16 protein-coding genes are annotated in these 16,909 nt (G+C 41.5%); 7 read left to right on the top strand and 9 right to left on the bottom strand.

The genetic code is table 11. From position 1 onward, the window contains the following. Positions 1-56: 56 nt before the first annotated feature. From PSU72_RS09290 to flhD, 9 genes are all read right to left on the bottom strand, one after another. The gene (locus tag PSU72_RS09290; protein ID WP_300432083.1) at positions 57-575 is read right to left on the bottom strand and encodes a chemotaxis protein CheW; all 519 of its coding nucleotides are present in this window, start codon (positions 573-575) and stop codon (positions 57-59) included. 12 nt (positions 576-587) lie between these two features. Continuing rightward, positions 588-2,978: a chemotaxis protein CheA gene (cheA, locus tag PSU72_RS09285; RefSeq protein ID WP_300432082.1), complete on the bottom strand. Its 2,391-nt coding sequence runs from the start codon at positions 2,976-2,978 to the stop codon at positions 588-590. A 98-nt stretch (positions 2,979-3,076) separates the two neighbouring features. Then, positions 3,077-3,445, bottom strand: a complete 369-nt coding sequence (locus PSU72_RS09280; protein ID WP_300387995.1) for a response regulator — start codon at positions 3,443-3,445, stop codon at positions 3,077-3,079. A gap of 154 nt (positions 3,446-3,599) precedes the next feature. Further along, positions 3,600-4,148, bottom strand: coding sequence for a chemotaxis protein (locus PSU72_RS09275; protein WP_300432080.1), 549 nt, complete (start codon positions 4,146-4,148; stop codon positions 3,600-3,602). 92 nt (positions 4,149-4,240) lie between these two features. After that, positions 4,241-5,173, bottom strand: coding sequence for a flagellar motor protein MotB (motB, locus tag PSU72_RS09270; RefSeq protein ID WP_300432079.1), 933 nt, complete (start codon positions 5,171-5,173; stop codon positions 4,241-4,243). Positions 5,174-5,212: 39 nt separating this feature from the next. Continuing rightward, positions 5,213-6,073 (bottom strand): flagellar motor stator protein MotA, encoded by an 861-nt coding sequence (gene motA / locus PSU72_RS09265; RefSeq protein ID WP_300432078.1) that lies wholly within the window; start codon positions 6,071-6,073, stop codon positions 5,213-5,215. Positions 6,074-6,340: 267 nt separating this feature from the next. After that, entirely contained in the window at positions 6,341-7,288 is a 948-nt protein-coding gene (locus PSU72_RS09260) for a class I SAM-dependent methyltransferase (protein ID WP_300432077.1), read from the bottom strand. 49 nt (positions 7,289-7,337) lie between these two features. Continuing rightward, a complete protein-coding gene (gene flhC, locus PSU72_RS09255) occupies positions 7,338-7,895 on the bottom strand; it encodes a flagellar transcriptional regulator FlhC (RefSeq protein ID WP_300432076.1) in 558 nt (185 codons plus the stop codon). Between the two features lie 49 nt (positions 7,896-7,944). Beyond that, a complete protein-coding gene (gene flhD, locus PSU72_RS09250) occupies positions 7,945-8,265 on the bottom strand; it encodes a flagellar transcriptional regulator FlhD (protein ID WP_013148385.1) in 321 nt (106 codons plus the stop codon). Between the two features lie 735 nt (positions 8,266-9,000). On the opposite strand from flhD, the gene flhB reads away from it, so the two are divergent. Genes flhB through motD form a run of 7 tightly spaced genes read left to right on the top strand, consistent with a single transcriptional unit; the run spans position 9,001 to position 16,896 of the window. Next, entirely contained in the window at positions 9,001-10,185 is a 1,185-nt protein-coding gene (gene flhB / locus PSU72_RS09245; RefSeq protein ID WP_300432075.1) for a flagellar biosynthesis protein FlhB, read from the top strand. Next, entirely contained in the window at positions 10,185-12,269 is a 2,085-nt protein-coding gene (gene flhA, locus PSU72_RS09240) for a flagellar biosynthesis protein FlhA (protein WP_300432074.1), read from the top strand. The genes flhB and flhA overlap by 1 nt, the downstream gene beginning before the upstream one ends. Further along, entirely contained in the window at positions 12,266-13,753 is a 1,488-nt protein-coding gene (gene flhF / locus PSU72_RS09235; protein WP_300432073.1) for a flagellar biosynthesis protein FlhF, read from the top strand. The genes flhA and flhF overlap by 4 nt, the downstream gene beginning before the upstream one ends. Beyond that, the gene (locus PSU72_RS09230) at positions 13,746-14,582 is read left to right on the top strand and encodes a MotR (protein WP_300432072.1); all 837 of its coding nucleotides are present in this window, start codon (positions 13,746-13,748) and stop codon (positions 14,580-14,582) included. Before flhF ends, PSU72_RS09230 begins: the two co-directional genes overlap by 8 nt. Before the next feature lie 14 nt (positions 14,583-14,596). Then, a complete protein-coding gene (locus PSU72_RS09225; RefSeq protein ID WP_300432071.1) occupies positions 14,597-15,331 on the top strand; it encodes an RNA polymerase sigma factor FliA in 735 nt (244 codons plus the stop codon). Continuing rightward, on the top strand, positions 15,313-16,053 hold the full coding sequence (locus tag PSU72_RS09220; RefSeq protein WP_300432070.1) for a flagellar motor protein: 741 nt from the start codon (positions 15,313-15,315) through the stop codon (positions 16,051-16,053). Before PSU72_RS09225 ends, PSU72_RS09220 begins: the two co-directional genes overlap by 19 nt. 24 nt (positions 16,054-16,077) lie before the next feature. Next, positions 16,078-16,896 (top strand): flagellar motor protein MotD, encoded by an 819-nt coding sequence (motD, locus tag PSU72_RS09215; protein ID WP_300432068.1) that lies wholly within the window; start codon positions 16,078-16,080, stop codon positions 16,894-16,896. Positions 16,897-16,909 lie beyond the last annotated feature (13 nt).

The raw sequence follows: 16,909 nt of genomic DNA, 5'->3' as shown, positions 1-16,909 counted from the left end.
TCTTAAATATGATGAATATTTATTTTTGTTATTCTTTCAATTCAGCAACATGTAAATTAATGTACTGCTATTGAATCCATGAGCGCCATTTCTTGGCTGCTCATCAACTGTTCAATATCCACTAAAATAAACATTTGCTCTTCTACAGAAGCTAAACCCACAATGTATTTGGTATCAATGTTTGATACCAAAGATGGCACATCACGAATCTGCTCCTCTTTAAGCGCCATCACATCTGAAACGCCATCTACCACAATACCAACAACGCGGCCGCTTAAATTAAGAATAATCACTACGGTGAACTCATCGTATTCAACTTTTCCTAAGTGAAACTTGATACGCAAGTCGACAATAGGCACGATTTTTCCTCGCAGATTTACCACGCCTTTAATAAATTCTGGTGTATTAGAGATTTGCGTAACTGCATCGTAACCACGAATTTCTTGTACTTTTAAAATCTCTAAGCCGTATTGCTCTTCACCCAATACAAAGGTTAAATATTCACCTGCAGCATTCTTTGATTTACCAGAAGAGGTTGTTGAATTTGTTGCGCTACTAACGTTTTCTGTACTCATTTTGTAAGCTCCTTATGGATTACTATTTTTTTCAATTGATTGGGCATTTTGGTAATGTGCAAATGGTGGTGCACCAGTGAGATAGTTGCTGGTTTGTCCCATTTGAATAATGGCTGAAACATCTAGAATCAATGCCACGCCGCCATCACCCATGATAGTGGCGCCTGATACGCCAGGCACTTTTCTGTAGTTAGTTTCCAAGCTCTTAATCACGACTTGTTGCTGTCCGACTAATCTATCAACAAACAAGGCTGACTTCTTACCGTCTGACTCCAGCAACACTAATACCCCCTGCGTTGGATCAGTGATATCAGTGTGGTGATTAAACAGACTATGTAATGCAATAATCGGTAAATACTCACCTCGCACGTGCACCATGCGACCTTCACCAGTCACCGTTTTAATATCTTCAGCACGTGGCTGTAACGTTTCTACAATGAGGTTGAGCGGAATAACGTAAATACTATTGCCTAGTGACACAGACATACCATCTAAGATTGCAAGTGTCAGTGGTAATGCAATGGAAATAGTGGTGCCGTAACCTAGCGCAGAACGAATCTCTACTACACCATTCATGGCGGTAATGTTTCGTTTTACTACATCCATCCCCACGCCACGACCTGAAACATCGGTGACAACTTCTGCGGTTGAAAAACCCGGTGCAAATATCAGATTAAACACATCCGTATCGCTCATACTCTCGCTAACGGGCAAGCCATTTTTTGCGGCTTTTGCCAATAATTTATTGCGGTCTAAACCTGCACCATCGTCTGTCACTTCAATCACAATACTGCCGCCTTTGTGTGCAGCTGAGAGTGTTAGCGTGCCGGTTTCAGGCTTACCAGAAGCTTTACGTCCTGCGGGGGTTTCAATACCATGGTCCACACTGTTACGCACTAAATGTGTGAGTGGGTCGACAATACGCTCAATTAACCCTTTGTCTAATTCAGTAGCTGCACCAACCGTTACAAAGTCTAATTTTTTGCCTAACTTAGCCGCTAAATCTCGCACCATGCGAGGGAACCGTGAGAACACGAAGTCCATAGGCATCATACGAATTGACATCACGGACTCTTGTAAATCGCGCGTATTACGTGTGAGTTGCCCTACACTATTAATGAGTGGCTCATGCAGCACTGGATCTAAATTACTAATGCGCTGTTCTATCATCGCCTGCGTAATCACCAACTCACCCACTAAGTTAATGAGTTGATCTACTTTTTCGATACCTACACGAATCGAAGTAGTTTCTGCAGTAGCTGCAGATTTATCAGTTTCACGGCGGCCTGGGCTTCTTCTTTCAATACCATCTGGCGCACCTGCAATAACAGCTACAGAGGCGGTAACTTCATCTTTAGCAACGTCTATAGCTCCTGAATTAGCTTCAGTGACTACCGTCTCGTCACCGATTAATTCAGCAACCTCAGCATCTTTGTGTGGCCTGAATGGTGCAAAGAAGCCGTAACCTTCTTCCACATTCTCTTTACCTTCTGTAGCAAATAAACCATAACCAACTTCTTCATGTATTTTCACACCAGACTTACTGTCTTTATCTTCTTCGGTCGACGCACTGGTTGTAACAACCTTCACATCATCGTCATCTTCAAATAAACCAAAACCAGCATCTTCAACGATGGCTGGCTTAGCCTCAACTGGCGCACTAGCTGTTGCAATACTTGCACTAATAGTAATGACTAAATCATCAGGGTCTAATACAAATGAGCAGATTGAAATAATATCGGCTTGCGTTGAGTCAGTTGCTAATTTAAAGACATAACGACCTTTATCATTTTTGCTCGATACCACATCCCCCAATAAGCCTAATTCATCTTTTAGGTTGGACATGTCTTTTTCTGAAACTTCAGGCAATTCAATATTAAAATGAGTTAAGCCGTCATCGGGCACTGCTGTTTGCGCTACAACAGGTTCGGCTTGCTTAGGAGCTTCAACCACTGGAGCAGTTGCAACAGTTTCTGGCACATGCGCAACCGGGACTGCAGAAATAACTATACTGCCTGCCTCTGATAGTGATTTGAGTACCATTTTTACGTCAGCCACTTGCTCTTGGTCTACCGCTGTGGCTAATCTATGTCCGTCAACTTCCATCTTCAACACGTCTTTAGCCGCTAAAAAAGCATCCACATGTTCGGCAGTGAGCGCCATTTCATGTTTACGAATTTTATCAAGTAAGTTTTCTAGCACATGAGTAATTTCGGTCATGTCCATAAAACCAAAAGTGGCAGCGCCACCTTTTATTGAGTGGGCTGCGCGGAAAATCGCATTGAGCTCTTCGTCATCGGGGCTATCTATGTCTATGCCAAGAAGTAAACGCTCAGCCTCAGCCAATAACTCTTCTGCCTCATCAAAGAAGACCTCGTAAAACTGACTCATATCAATTGTCATTGCTGTACTCCAATTATGTATTTACTGCTTTATTACTTAATTACCATCAATACTTACTTAAGCCCTTCCCTGCATTGAGGAAAGAGTTAACGAAAAACTTAAGAACCAATCACTTTTTGTACCACTTCAATTAGGCGTTTTGGGTCAAAAGGTTTTACTAACCAACCATTGGCGCCAGCGGCTTTGCCTTTAGCTTTCATTTCATCGCTTGATTCGGTAGTGAGCATTAAAATTGGCACTTTTTGATATGAACCTAACTCACGCAAGTTTTTTATCAGCGTCAAGCCATCCATAATTGGCATATTTTGGTCAGTCAGTACCAGATCTACTGTCTTCTCTTTTGCTTTATCTAGGCCATCTTGGCCGTCAACCGCCTGCACCACATCATAGCCAGCGGCTTTAAGACTAAATGCCACCATCTGGCGAAGAGAACCTGAGTCATCTACTGCTAGAATTGTTTTTGCCATTTCATTTACTCACTTTTTCGTTGTTAATCTTGCTCATTGTTAAACTTGCTTATTGTTAATTAAGCACCAAAACTCACGTATCATTTTTAAAGCGTTTTAAGGGTTAACTCACATTAATTACTGGCCGATAATGCTTAATATTTAGCCGCATTTATTAAAATAACTCTATGTCGCCTGTCGCCATATCCTTTGACTTAACTGAAGGCCGCGAACCTGCGGCCAAGTTATGACTGCTAGCATGCAATTTACGGTCGACCTCTTCAAGGAAGCTAATCAACTGCTCTTGCTCATTGCCTGGCACTATTGCATCGTCATGCGTGACTAGCTCTTGCAACAAATCTTTTAACCCATTCACATGATTGACAGTTCTAGTCAGCAACTGACTCGTTAGATCTTGAAATTGCAAGCCAGTAATGACAGCATTCACTTCATTGACTATGTTTTGCTTAAATACTTCGAGCTGCTTAGTTTCCTCATGATTAAAATGATGCTGCTCAACTAATGAATCTAATATTTGCTGCTGCTTAGTGACTGAGTCATGTACCGAAATGAAGCTTGCACTTAGGTCTTCAATCGCTTTATTGAGTAAATAGGTAGTCTGCAACAAATCAGCTTCAACTCGCATCAGATGCTGCTTACCGTGATCTGAAACGTCAGTAAGCAGGTGTCTTAACTTTAAAATTGGTGGAGTATTCATATGCATAATCATGTTCCAATGTGTTTAATTTCAATTGTGTGAATACAACTAGTAAAACTAATCTATTCAATTTTTTATTTTTTATGTTTAAACATCTATTACGGCACTTTTATCGCTGCACTTAAATCCGCGCCCTTAGACTCAGAAGACACATTCACGGCAGCCCCATCTTTTAAAGCATTTTCTTCAGCATGTTTGTTCATAATGATGATGCTGATACGTCGATTGGTCGCATCAAATGGGTTTTCTTTATTAAACAAACTCGCAGAAGAAAGCCCAACCACCCTTAACAACTTGGTTTCATCCATACCACCGGCTACCAACTCTCGACGAGATGCATTAGCCCGGTCAGATGACAACTCCCAATTGCTATAAGACTTTTCACCGTTAGGATATGGGGTTGCGTCGGTGTGTCCTGATAAGCTAATTTTGTTAGGCACATCATTTAAAGTCTTACCCAACTCCTGCAATATCTGTTTGGCGTAAGGCTGCATATCAGCTTTAGATGAGTTAAACATGGCACGATTCTGCTCATCCACAATCTGCACACGCAAGCCGTCGGAGGTAATATCCAGTAACAATTGGTTTTTAAACTTGCTTAAAGTTGGACTTTCATCAATCGCTTTTTCGATTTTCTTTTTAAGCTCTTCTAACTTCACTTTTTCAACTTGCTCTAAAGCTTTTTTAGCATCTTCCGCATCAACTGCTGTTTTCTTACCATCAGGCCCCTCCACTTTTTTAACTTGCCCTGACTTTTTCGTAAAATCTTTACCACCACCACCTTTAATAATGGTGTCACTTGCACCCATTGACGGTCCCATTAAGACTTGCTTTAGCGGTGTTTTAAAATATTCTGATATACCTTCTTTTTGCGCTTTTGAGGTTGACCCTAGCAGCCACATCAGTAAAAAGAACGCCATCATGGCGGTAACAAAGTCGGCGTAAGCAATTTTCCATGCACCACCGTGGTGGCCGCCACCACCTTTTTTAATTTTTTTTACAATAATCGGTCTTACGCGTTCTTCAGCCATTGCATGCTCCGTATTCAGTAATTGTTGTTTAACAATTAGTTATTTGCCTTTAGCTTGTTTAACGTGCGTTTCAAGCTCGGCAAAACCTGGGCGCTCTGTTGAGTAAAGAATTTTTCGACCAAACTCAACGGCAATCGCAGGTGCGTAGCCATTTAAGCTAGAAATCAACGTGACTTTTACGGTGTTATACATTTTGGTGCTTTCTTCTAACTTCTGTTCTAACAAGCCAGAAAGCGGACCAACGAAGCCATAAGCTAGCAAGATACCTAAGAACGTACCCACCAATGCGTGACCAATCAAAATACCTAATTCAGTAGGTGGCAAACTCAAACTTTCCATGGTATGCACTACACCCATCACGGCTGCCACAATACCGAATGCCGGCAAGGCATCGCCAAGTTTGGCAATACAATGCGCTGGCACATGGCCTTCCATGTGGTGCGTTTCAATCTCGCTTTCCATTAATGTTTCAATCTGAAAAGCGTCCATGTTTCCAGAACCCATTAAACGCAAATAATCGGTAATAAACTCTGTTAGGTGGTGATCGTGTAATAGTTTTGGATACTTGCTGAATAACGGACTGGCTTCAGGATTTTCAACATCATTTTCAATCGACATCATGCCGTCTTTGCGGATTTTGGCGAGAATCTCAAATAGCATCGCCAGTAAATCTAAGTAAAGTGTTTTGTTATATTTAGAACCTTTAAACAAAGTCGGCAAAGCCTTGAGTGTCGCCTTAAGTGCTTTAGTGTCATTACCCACTACAAAAGACCCTAGCGCCCCGCCAAAAATCATCAGTAATTCTAACGGTTGCCACAAGCCACCCAAGTGGCCGCCAGCCATAGCGTAGCCACCAAAAATCGTTCCGCATATAACAACGTATCCGATAATGACAAACATGTTTGATTACTCCAGACTTGATCAATAAATTTGTAGGGCTAGATAATTACGGTTATCTAATTGAGTTAAGAATATCAAGCTACTAGGCAAATCAATCTGTGGAATAAAGGGCTATTTTTAGGCTTATATTGTGATTAGTACTTAGCAAGAAGACTAAGCAATAAGTGTAGAAATGCAGAGAAAGGCGCTTAGCAATGAAGCTGGAAGATAAAAACTAGCGTAAATTAAAACTGAGTAAATCTGCTAGAAAATAAACACTAAGGCTGGCTAAGCAATTTTCCAAACATAAATTTCTGGTGTATTCTTGTTACCGAGAATACGCATACTTTCTGGCACATCTGGAATCTCAAATTCAAGACTGATTAATAAGCTACCAGGACGCATTTCTTGGCTGGCTTTATCCCACAACATGCGCATTGCTGCAGGTGATAGATAAGCAAAAATGACATCATAATTTGCAAAATCCAAGGCCTGATAATTGCCCAAGATAAATGTAGCTGAAGACCTGCGGAATTTAGCGCGAATAAAGCTAATTATCCACGGCAATGGTGCTATTTCGATACCTTCAATTTGGCTATCTGGCCTTGTTTTAGCCATATACATAGACATATCACCTAAGCCACTGCCAATATCGATAAGACGCACAGGACTATCTTGCGGAATGATGTTGGCTACTTGCTGCCAAACCACGGGGCGAGATGGAAAAAATGGAACTTGAGTGCGAAATGTCGTCCAAAATAGACTCAAGCTGATAACGAAACCGACAAGATAAACCGCATTAGGGATATGCCATTGGAACATAACCCATGCGGCGAGCGGAAAGCATAAGTGTATCCAACGCCACCAACTTGCCATGCCTGCAACATAAGAAAATGTCGCGGCTGTCAGTGCCTGCATCAATACTAACGTAAAAATTGAAATATTTAAGTTCACGCCAAAATAGGATGTGGCAGCAAAATTCACCGCCCACGTGATTGCAGCTACTATCAGCAACGCGGCACATTGAATCAACACCGCAAGTGTTGCTGGTACTAAGCGCATATTTGGCCTAACTATCGTTCGTAACTTATTTTTATCATTCTTTAACAATGATTTTTTGTCTAAATACTTCTGACCTACTGGCTTTCGTAGCTGAGATTTCGGCTCTAACTGCGATTGCGCCAGACTAGATTTAACCTCATATTTCAAACCATATTTATTAAGCACTTTTTGCATAATTTATATTGATAACCAATAGCGTTATAACAAGTCGCTTACTCGATATTTATGCTGGTATAGCGACTAATTTATAAGTCAATTCTTTAGCCTTTTTAGTTTTACCTGCGCGTGAAGGCACGTGGCATAAATTGCATACATACTTGTGATTTAAGTCATAGGTATTCACAATAAAACTACCACCACAGCAATTGCAACTTTGCATTTTCAACATTTTGCTTTCAACAAAACGTACCAATGTCCAAGCACGTGTCATTGACAATACTGGTTCTTCTTCGCCCTCTTGTTCAACTTGTTGCAAGTAAAGACTGTAAGCTTTAATGATGGCATGTATGCCTTTTTCATCGGTGTAATCCACCATGAATTTATAAATATTAAAGAAAATAGATGAGTGAATATTTGGTTGCCAAGTTAAGAACCAATCAGTAGAAAATGGCAACATCCCTTTTGGTGGCGATACGCCTTTTAGCTCTTTGTATAGTTTGATTAAGCGTTCACGAGATAAGGTTGTTTGAGATTCCAGCAGTTGTAATCTAGCACCTAGTTTAATCATTTTAATCGCTAGTTGGATTTGTTCTGCTTCGTTCACTACACTTTTCTTTTCCATTATATTCCCCTTAACTTATAGTCAAATACTACTCGCTAACTCATGTTGATTAATGTGCCATTGCTTCGGCGTTTTGGCCTGCCATTAAAACGGCAGTATGCAAGTGAGCTTGTGCACGATCTTTTGTGTAGTTTGTTAACATGCCCAAAATTGCGCTATCATCAAAACGGAAGCGTGCTAGCATCATGTTGGCATTGCTGAGTTTAAGTAACTGTAAGTTACTTAAACCTTCAAGCAAATCTGCGATGTCTTTGCTGATACCTAAGCGGAAAATTGCAGTGGCTTTATCTGAACGAATTAACTGTTGAGCTAACATTAAGTAATTTAAGTTTGCATCTTTAATTTCTGCCATCATTTCAAATTCGTTCATTTTATTTCCCCATTCATTTTTACTTCGGTTGTAAATAATGTGTTGCGCGTATGAGTTGTACTTTGAGCTTGTTAACACTTCTTAACAATTAGGGTTTGTCGGTTAATTCGGTAGGATAAGCGGACGCACCCTTGTAGGTGTTTGTCTTACAAACACCTACAAGGGGCTAATGGAATCTATATATATCAATCACTTAAGAAATATAAAATAACTTAAGTGTGTGTAAGAGTGTGTTAAATATGTAATTTCATTCTAAAAAATATCCTAAAATTTTTCTAAAGTTTTACAAAGCTTTACCGTTACTACTGTTTACGTATTAATTTCTGTGCTAAAACTCAATACCTTAAGAGTTGTAACGGCATTCATTTCAATTTCTTTAATCCGATTACAAAATAATGTGTAAAAACACTTTCGGTTTCATCTAATAAATATTTATCGGCAACACTTTAGAAAACTTTAGGAAAATTTCAAATAAATATTAAATATTTTTAAAGATAACTCTAAGTAAATGAATTTAATTATAAATATTTATAAAAATATTTTCAAAAAGAGCTGTATAAGTCATCAAATCTAGCTAAATTTAACGCTAGGCACTCAAGAAAGGGCTGGTTTCACCCTTTTATTCCAAAGATGCAATCGCATCAATTCGCCTGATAATTCATTCCATGTAGTCAACAAAGTAACAAAAAATATTTTTTACTTGAATGTTGATTTGAACAAACTTTAGGAATCGTCATGGCAGAAGACAGCGATTTAGAAAAAACAGAACAGGCCTCCTCCAAGCGCTTAGAAGAAGCTCGGAAAGAAGGCGATGTGCCACGCTCTCGCGAGTTGGCCACTGTCACTGTGCTTTTCACCGCTGGCTTAACCATACTGATGATGAGCGAACATCTTAATCAAGCATTGAAAACCACCATGAGCTCAGGTTTACAATTTGATCGCACTGCAGCTTTTGAACCTACGGTGTTACTAATGAGAACCGCAGATTCAATCTCTTCACTCTTAACGGCATTTGCGCCGCTAGCTTTAATTTTAGTAGCAGTTGCGATTGCTGCGCCAATATTGGTTGGTGGATGGATATTTAGTGGTAAAGCATTCGTACCTCAATTTAACCGCCTAAACCCTATTAAAGGGTTAAGCAATATCATCTCTAAAAATTCACTGGTTGAGTTAGTTAAATCCATTGCCAAAGTATTGCTCGTTGGAATAGTGGCATATGTTGTCATATCACATGATATGGAACCTATCCTTACACTTTCTACGTTGCCATTAAAATCCAGCATCTCTCAAGTAGGTAGTTTGATGTTGACTGGCTTCTTAACCATCGTCAGCACCTTAGTATTTATTGCTGCGATTGATGTGCCATATCAACTTTATCACTACGCTAACAAGCTAAAAATGACTAAAGAAGAGGTTCGACAAGAATCTAAAGAGTCTGACGGTAACCCAGAAATTAAAGCCAAAATTCGCCAACAACAACGTGAGATGGCTAAACGCAGAATGATGTCTGAAATTCCAAATGCAGACGTAGTGATTACCAACCCTACCCACTATGCAGTTGCGATTAAATATCAAGATGAGGGCATGCGCGCACCTGTTGTGGTGGCTAAAGGTGCAGATGAGGTTGCACTAAAAATTCGTGAAATTGCTGGTGAGCATAAAGTATTAATCATGGAGTCACCAAAATTGGCACGTGCTTTGTATGCACACACAGAACTTGGTAACGAAATTCCTGAAGCTTTATATTCGGCAGTGGCTGAAATATTGGCTTATGTATTCCAAATGCGCATCTTTAAAAAGGATGGTGGTTTCTACCCAGAAATTCCAACAACACTTGCTGTACCTGATGCGCTTGATCCACATAGCCTATTACCAGCGCCTAGTGTGAATGATATTGAAGATGCAGGAGTATTCATCTAATGAACGGGCTTAATCTACCACCTTGGATGAACAAGTTCGCAAGCCGTAATATTGCGGCACCAGCTATTATCGTCTTGCTTTTAGCAATGATGATATTGCCACTACCCGCTGTTATTCTAGATGTGTTGTTTAGTTTCAATATCGCTATCTCGATCATGGTATTGCTCATTGGTCTACAAACCAAAAAAGCACTCGACTTCATTGCGTTCCCTACCGTATTACTCATGACAACTATGTTGCGCTTATCACTTAACGTAGCCTCAACTCGCGTAGTGTTAGCTGAAGGTCACAATGGTCCTGACGCTGCGGGTAAAGTGATTGAAGCTTTTGGTCACTTCTTAATCGGTGGTAACTACACAGTTGGTATCGTAGTTTTCGTGATTTTAACTATCATCAACTTTACAGTTGTGACTAAAGGTGCTGGACGTATTGCTGAAGTTGGCGCACGTTTTACCTTAGACGCAATGCCTGGCAAACAAATGGCAATTGATGCTGACTTAAACGCAGGTTTGATTGGCGAAGATGAGGCACGCCGTCGCCGTGCTGAAGTTGGTCAAGAGTCAGAATTCTACGGCGCGATGGATGGTGCAAGTAAATATGTACGTGGTGACGCAGTTGCCGGCATCATGGTCATCATCATTAATATTGTAGGCGGATTAGTGGTAGGTATCGTGCAGCATGATCTAGCGTTTGCTGATGCAGTTAAAAACTACACCATGTTAGCCATTGGTGATGGTTTAGTGGCACAAATCCCGTCACTCATTATTTCAGTGGCAGCCGGTGTGGTGGTATCACGCGTGGCTAATAATGAAGATATTGGTGGTCAGTTAGTTACACAGTTATTCTCAAACTCAAAAGTGGTGTATGTCACCGCCGGCATCATCGGCGGCATGGGTGCCATTCCAGGTATGCCTCACTTTGCATTCTTGTTGTTGGCTGCAATATTGGCTGGCATGGCTTACTTTATCGCTGAACAGAAAAAAATTGAAGATGCTGAGCCTGTAGTAGAAGAAAAAGTTGAAGTGGTTTCAACGTTAGAAGAAGCCACTTGGGACGATGTAACGCCTGTTGACTTAATCGGCCTTGAAGTTGGCTACCGTTTGATTCCATTGGTAGACAAAGCGCAAGGCGGTGATTTGCTTAAACGCATCAAAGGTTTACGTAAGAAATTTGCACAAGAAGTTGGTTTCTTAGCACCGACTGTGCATATTCGTGACAACTTAGAACTCAAACCTTCTAGCTATAAAATCACACTTAAAGGTGTGGAAATTGCTAGCGGTGAATCTAATTATGCTCAGTTTTTAGCCATTGACCCAGGCATGGTATCTGGCTCATTGCCTGGCACCATGACGACAGACCCAGCGTTTGGCTTACCTGCAGTATGGATAGAGAGCAACATTAAAGATGAAGCGCAAAACATGGGTTACACCGTAGTTGATGCTGGCACTGTGATTGCAACTCATTTGAATCACATTATTTCACTTCACGCTGCTGAATTGCTTGGTCGCCAAGAAGTACAACAATTACTAGACCATATCAGCAAAGATTCACCAAAATTGGTTGAAGACTTAACACCAAAACTATTGTCACTTTCAGTGATTCAAAAAGTACTGCAAAACTTATTGTCTGAAGGTGTACATATTCGCGATATGCGCACTATTGTAGAAACACTTTCTGAATACGCAACGCAAACGCAAGATACTAGCGAGTTAACCGCTGTAGTGCGTGTTCAACTTGGCCGCGCCATCGTGCAACAACTATTCCCTACTGGTAATGAAGTCACTGTGATGACGCTTGATAGCAACCTTGAACGCTTATTAACCCAAGCAATGCAAGGTAATGGCACAGCAGGCTCAGCAATTGAGCCAGGCATGGCAGAAACATTGTCCAGACAAGCAGAAACTGCTGCTAAACAACAGGAACAAATGGGTATGACGCCAGTATTACTGGTTTCAGCTCCACTTCGCGCTGCGTTATCTAAATTTTTACGCCGCGCTGTACCGCATCTTCGTGTGTTGTCACACGACGAATTACCTGATTCAAAAACCATACGTGTCACTAGTCTTATTGGAGGTTCAGCATGAACATTAAACGATTTTTCGGAAAAAACTCACGGGAAGCACTAAGCATGGTGCGTAAAGAACTGGGAGAAAATGCGGTCATTTTATCTAACCGCGCGATGAACGGTGGCAATGAGATCATGGCTTTCAAAGAAGAAGACATGAATGCGATGGTTGCCAGAGATGAGAATCAACAGCGTTCATTTAGTGAAGAGAGTAATGATGCCCCTACTCTGCTGTCTTTACTCAGCAAAAACAATCGCAATAAAGCGGCTGATACACATATGGATAACAGCGAATCATTGCCAGCTGAAATCGAAGATTACGACGAGATTGTAAGGCGTGCTGAATTAAAAAATAACGTTGCCATAAATAGGCAAGCTGAAGTTCAAAAACAGGCTGCGCAACCAAGACCGACTGCACCAATAAGACCAGCTGCGCAACAAAAGCCAGCTATGCAACAAGCTAGCCGTCCAGCAGCGCCTGTTCGTCAGCCTGCTAGCCCTAACGCATTGCCTAGCATACAGTCTAGCCAACAAATGACTGACATGCTGAATGAAATGCGCAATATGCGTAGCGTGATTGAATCGCAGCTCACTGCCATTTCATGGGGCAACATACAACAGCGCGACCCTATCAAATCAAAAATGTTAAGCACGCTATTATCTGCTGGCTTTAGCGCGGCGCTATCTAGACAACTCACAGAGAAAATGCCTGAAAATCTAAGTGAAGAAAAAGCTATGGCATGGATTAAAGCCATTCTCAGCATCAATTTAAACACGATAGAAAATGAAACTGAAGTATTAGACCAAGGTGGTATTTTTGCTCTTATTGGCCCAACTGGCGTTGGTAAAACTACGACTACGGCCAAACTTGCAGCGCGTTATGTGATGAAACATGGCACAGAAAACTTGGGCATTATCACCACAGATGCTTATCGTATCGGCGGTCATGAACAATTAAGAATCTACGGCAAAATCTTAGGTGTGATGGTGCATGCAGTGAAAGATGAAGCTGATTTAAAAATTGCGCTTAACGAACTAAAAAACAAACATACAGTGCTAATTGATACAGTAGGTGTAAGTCAACGCGACCGTATGGTGGCAGAGCAAATCGCCATGCTTTCTAGCACCAATATGCCAGTAAAAAAACTGCTATGTCTGAATGCAACTAGCACTGGCGAAACACTTACCGATGTCATTAAAGCCTACAAACGCAAAGGCTTAGAAGGCTGCATCATCACTAAACTAGATGAAGCGGCAACAATAGGTAACGCTTTGGATGTAGTGATTAGAGAGAAATTAAAACTGTACTATGTAGCAAATGGCCAACGTGTGCCAGAAGATATCCATCTCGCCAATAAAGCTTATTTGATTCAGCATGCATTAAAACTTAAGTCTATTAACAATCAACCATTCCAATTCTTGAGTGATGAACTACCCTTTGTCATGGGTAATACTGTTGGCAGCACGATCCAATCTCAATTAGCGGGGTTAAGCCATGTCTAACTTTCATCATGATCAAGCCGCTGGATTACGCCGCATTATGGCTGCACCAAAGCCAAGAGTGGTGTCGATTATCTCTGCTGCTAGCACACAAGATCAACCACGCATGATGACTAACTTAGCCGCTTCCATATTCGGCCAAGGTAGCAATGTGCTGGTGGTGCATGCCTCTCAGGATTCACGTGAAGTTAAATATGGCGTAGATAAATCACCCTCATTATTTGATGTAATTATTGAAATGAATAGCGAAGTACTTTCGCTATCTGACGCTATTAGCAGCACTAGCTATGGCTTTAATGTTGGGAAGCTTATGCAAAAAAATCAATTTAATCTTGCGATGGATAGTGATGAATGCGAGCTGACTAATCAGCTTTTGGGTGAGTTAGCCCATCAATATGAAATCGTGCTGGTGGACGCCACACTGAATAAAAATCAGCTATTGCCGCTTAAAATTCTAAATAATGGCGAAATCATCATTCAGTTAACGCGTCAGCCCGAATCGATTACTAATGCATACGCGCTTATCAAACAAATTTGCAGCCAACTAGGCAGACGCTCTTTTGGCATTATTGTAGACAACGCGACTGACGCTCAGGCGCAAATCGTATTCCGCAATATATCGCAAGTTGCACGACGCTTTATGCAAATCGAGCTTGAGTTCTTTGGCTCGATTCCATGCGATGACCACCTAAGCCGTGCCGCCAAACTTGGTCGCTCAGTGATTGATGCATTTCCATTAGCAAGCGCCTCAACCGCTTTCAAGCAGATTGCGCAACGATTAAATTACAAACAGGATAGCGCCGCCATCAACCACATGGCATCTATCAATTAGGCTAAAGGTTCACTATGTATACCATTCATGGAAAAAAAGACCAGAAAGACGAGCTGCTAAACAAGCATGCCGTTTTGGTTAAAAAGCTCGCCTATCAGCTTAAAGCCAAACTGCCACCTAGTGTTGAACTAGATGACTTAATCCAGGCTGGCATGATGGGCTTACTCGATGCGATTAATCGTTATGAAGACACACATGGCGCACAGTTTGAGACTTATGCTGCACAAAGAATTCGCGGCTCTATGCTAGACGAGCTGCGCAGCGCAGACTGGTTGCCGCGCAGCGTGCGCAAGAGCATGCGAGATGTAGAGATAGCAATTAGTCAGCTAGAGCAACAGTTAGGCAAGCCGCCCACAGAAAATGAAGTGGCTAAAAAACTACAACTTTCATTGAATGACTACTACGACATGCTGGGTGATTGCAGTGGACACCAACTGATTTACTATGAAGATTTTCATGAGTCAGAGAACGGTGAGCATTTTCTTGATCGATTTAATGCTGATAATAGGGGCGACCCCATTAAAAGCTTGTTGGAAGGCGACTTCCGCGATGCATTGGTAGGTGCAATTACCGCCTTGCCTGAGCGTGAAAAAATACTGATGGGGCTATATTACGAGCAAGAGCTAAACTTAAAAGAAATAGGTGCGGTGATGAACGTTTCTGAATCACGCGTTTGCCAACTACATAGCCAAGCAGTTGCTAGGCTGCGTTCTAATCTAAAAGAGAAATCATGGACTGGAGCAGTTTAGGCGGCTTAGCACTTGCCTTAATAGGCATACTGCTCGGACAAGCCATCGAAGGTGGGCAAATAAGCTCACTCATACAGCCTGCCGCATTCTTGATTGTGATGTGCGGCACGTTCGGTGCCGTATTACTACAAACAAATTTAAACAGCTTTATCGCTGGCTTGAAGATGGTACGCCAAGTATTTTCTCCACCATTAGATGACAGGAAAGCCCTTGCCAATCGCATCATTCTTTGGAGCAACTTTGCCCGCAAAGAAGGCATTTTCATGCTGGAAACTTACTTAAAAAAAGAAACTGATCCTTTTATTCAAAAAGGCCTAAAACTAATGATAGATGGCACGCCACCAGAGAAAATTCGGCAGGTGATTGCTATTGATATGCACTTTTTCGAGATTCAAGAGCGTAACTCCGCCAAAATTTGGAGTGCCGCTGGCGGCTATGCGCCGACTGTCGGTATTTTGGGTGCAGTGCTTGGCTTGATTCATGTAATGGAGAATTTATCTGACCCAAGCAGGCTAGGAAGCGGTATTGCCGTGGCGTTTGTTGCCACTATTTACGGTGTTGGCTTAGCCAATTTGGTATTCTTGCCTATTTCAAACAAGCTTAAAGGATTGATTCAGCACGAAATGATGCGCAGAGAAATGCTGCTAAACGCATGGGTTTCTATTGCCAGTGGTGATCATCCTAGAGTCGTTGAAGAACGATTACTGGCTTATCTTCGTTAGTCTATTTAGATCAATGCCAACATTATGTTAGTAAGAAGAAAACCCCTAGACGATGATGATGAGAACCCAGAGCGCTGGCTGGTTTCCTATGCTGACTTCATCACGTTACTTTTTGCATTCTTTGTGGTGATGTATTCAATCTCATCGGTCAATCAAGGTAAATATAATGAGTTGATGTCTTCAATGGGAACCGCATTTACGGGTGAAGGTGGCACTGGGCACTTAAAAACCAATGGAAACATTAACCCAAATATTAAGAACAAAACTCAAAATCAGGCAGGATCACTGATTAAACCACTACCGCTGACGTACCTTTACAATGAAAAAATACGCAGAGAACGAGAGTCATTGACAAAGATGGGCATAGACTTATCCAACAAACTCTCACCTCTTATTAACGAAGGTAAGGTTCGCGTGATGCAAAACAACCGCGGCATTCGTATCGACATTAATGACAGCTTATTATTCACACCAGGTTCAGCGGAGCTGGCTGCCGCAGCTTCAACCGTATTAAGTGAAATAGCACCGATGATTAAAGATAATGACCGCATGATTCAGGTAGAAGGTCATACGGATAATATTGCCATTCACAATGACTTATTTTACTCAAACTGGGAGCTTTCAGCCGTACGTGCAAGCAGCGTAGTGAGAATGTTGAGCGATACTGGCGTTGCTGAGGCTAGATTAAGCGCATTAGGCTTTGGTGCTACTCAACCTATCACTGAAAACAATACAGAGCTAGGACGCGCTAAAAATCGTCGTGTATCGATTATGATTCTTTACGATACCCCCAATCAAAAAGATGCCGCATTAGAAATCACCCCTAAAACCATCGCAAAATAAGACTATTCTGTTA

This window comes from Methylotenera sp. (assembly GCF_029945535.1).
GTDB lineage: Bacteria > Pseudomonadota > Gammaproteobacteria > Burkholderiales > Methylophilaceae > Methylotenera.
This window is presented reverse-complemented; position numbering and strand designations above follow the sequence as displayed.

What these genes read in the sequence shown, in the direction of transcription:
- flhA (WP_300432074.1), top strand. Translation starts at nt 10,185, where the DNA reads ATGAACGGGCTTAATCTACCACCTTGGATGAACAAGTTCGCAAGCCGT.
- PSU72_RS09275 (WP_300432080.1), bottom strand. Translation starts at nt 4,148, where the DNA reads ATGCATATGAATACTCCACCAATTTTAAAGTTAAGACACCTGCTTACT.
- PSU72_RS09290 (WP_300432083.1), bottom strand. Translation starts at nt 575, where the DNA reads ATGAGTACAGAAAACGTTAGTAGCGCAACAAATTCAACAACCTCTTCT.
- motD (WP_300432068.1), top strand. Translation starts at nt 16,078, where the DNA reads ATGTTAGTAAGAAGAAAACCCCTAGACGATGATGATGAGAACCCAGAG.
- cheA (WP_300432082.1), bottom strand. Translation starts at nt 2,978, where the DNA reads ATGACAATTGATATGAGTCAGTTTTACGAGGTCTTCTTTGATGAGGCA.
- PSU72_RS09220 (WP_300432070.1), top strand. Translation starts at nt 15,313, where the DNA reads ATGGACTGGAGCAGTTTAGGCGGCTTAGCACTTGCCTTAATAGGCATA.
- flhB (WP_300432075.1), top strand. Translation starts at nt 9,001, where the DNA reads ATGGCAGAAGACAGCGATTTAGAAAAAACAGAACAGGCCTCCTCCAAG.
- motA (WP_300432078.1), bottom strand. Translation starts at nt 6,073, where the DNA reads ATGTTTGTCATTATCGGATACGTTGTTATATGCGGAACGATTTTTGGT.
- PSU72_RS09280 (WP_300387995.1), bottom strand. Translation starts at nt 3,445, where the DNA reads ATGGCAAAAACAATTCTAGCAGTAGATGACTCAGGTTCTCTTCGCCAG.
- PSU72_RS09230 (WP_300432072.1), top strand. Translation starts at nt 13,746, where the DNA reads ATGTCTAACTTTCATCATGATCAAGCCGCTGGATTACGCCGCATTATG.
- PSU72_RS09260 (WP_300432077.1), bottom strand. Translation starts at nt 7,288, where the DNA reads ATGCAAAAAGTGCTTAATAAATATGGTTTGAAATATGAGGTTAAATCT.
- motB (WP_300432079.1), bottom strand. Translation starts at nt 5,173, where the DNA reads ATGGCTGAAGAACGCGTAAGACCGATTATTGTAAAAAAAATTAAAAAA.
- PSU72_RS09225 (WP_300432071.1), top strand. Translation starts at nt 14,597, where the DNA reads ATGTATACCATTCATGGAAAAAAAGACCAGAAAGACGAGCTGCTAAAC.
- flhF (WP_300432073.1), top strand. Translation starts at nt 12,266, where the DNA reads ATGAACATTAAACGATTTTTCGGAAAAAACTCACGGGAAGCACTAAGC.
- flhC (WP_300432076.1), bottom strand. Translation starts at nt 7,895, where the DNA reads ATGGAAAAGAAAAGTGTAGTGAACGAAGCAGAACAAATCCAACTAGCG.
- flhD (WP_013148385.1), bottom strand. Translation starts at nt 8,265, where the DNA reads ATGAACGAATTTGAAATGATGGCAGAAATTAAAGATGCAAACTTAAAT.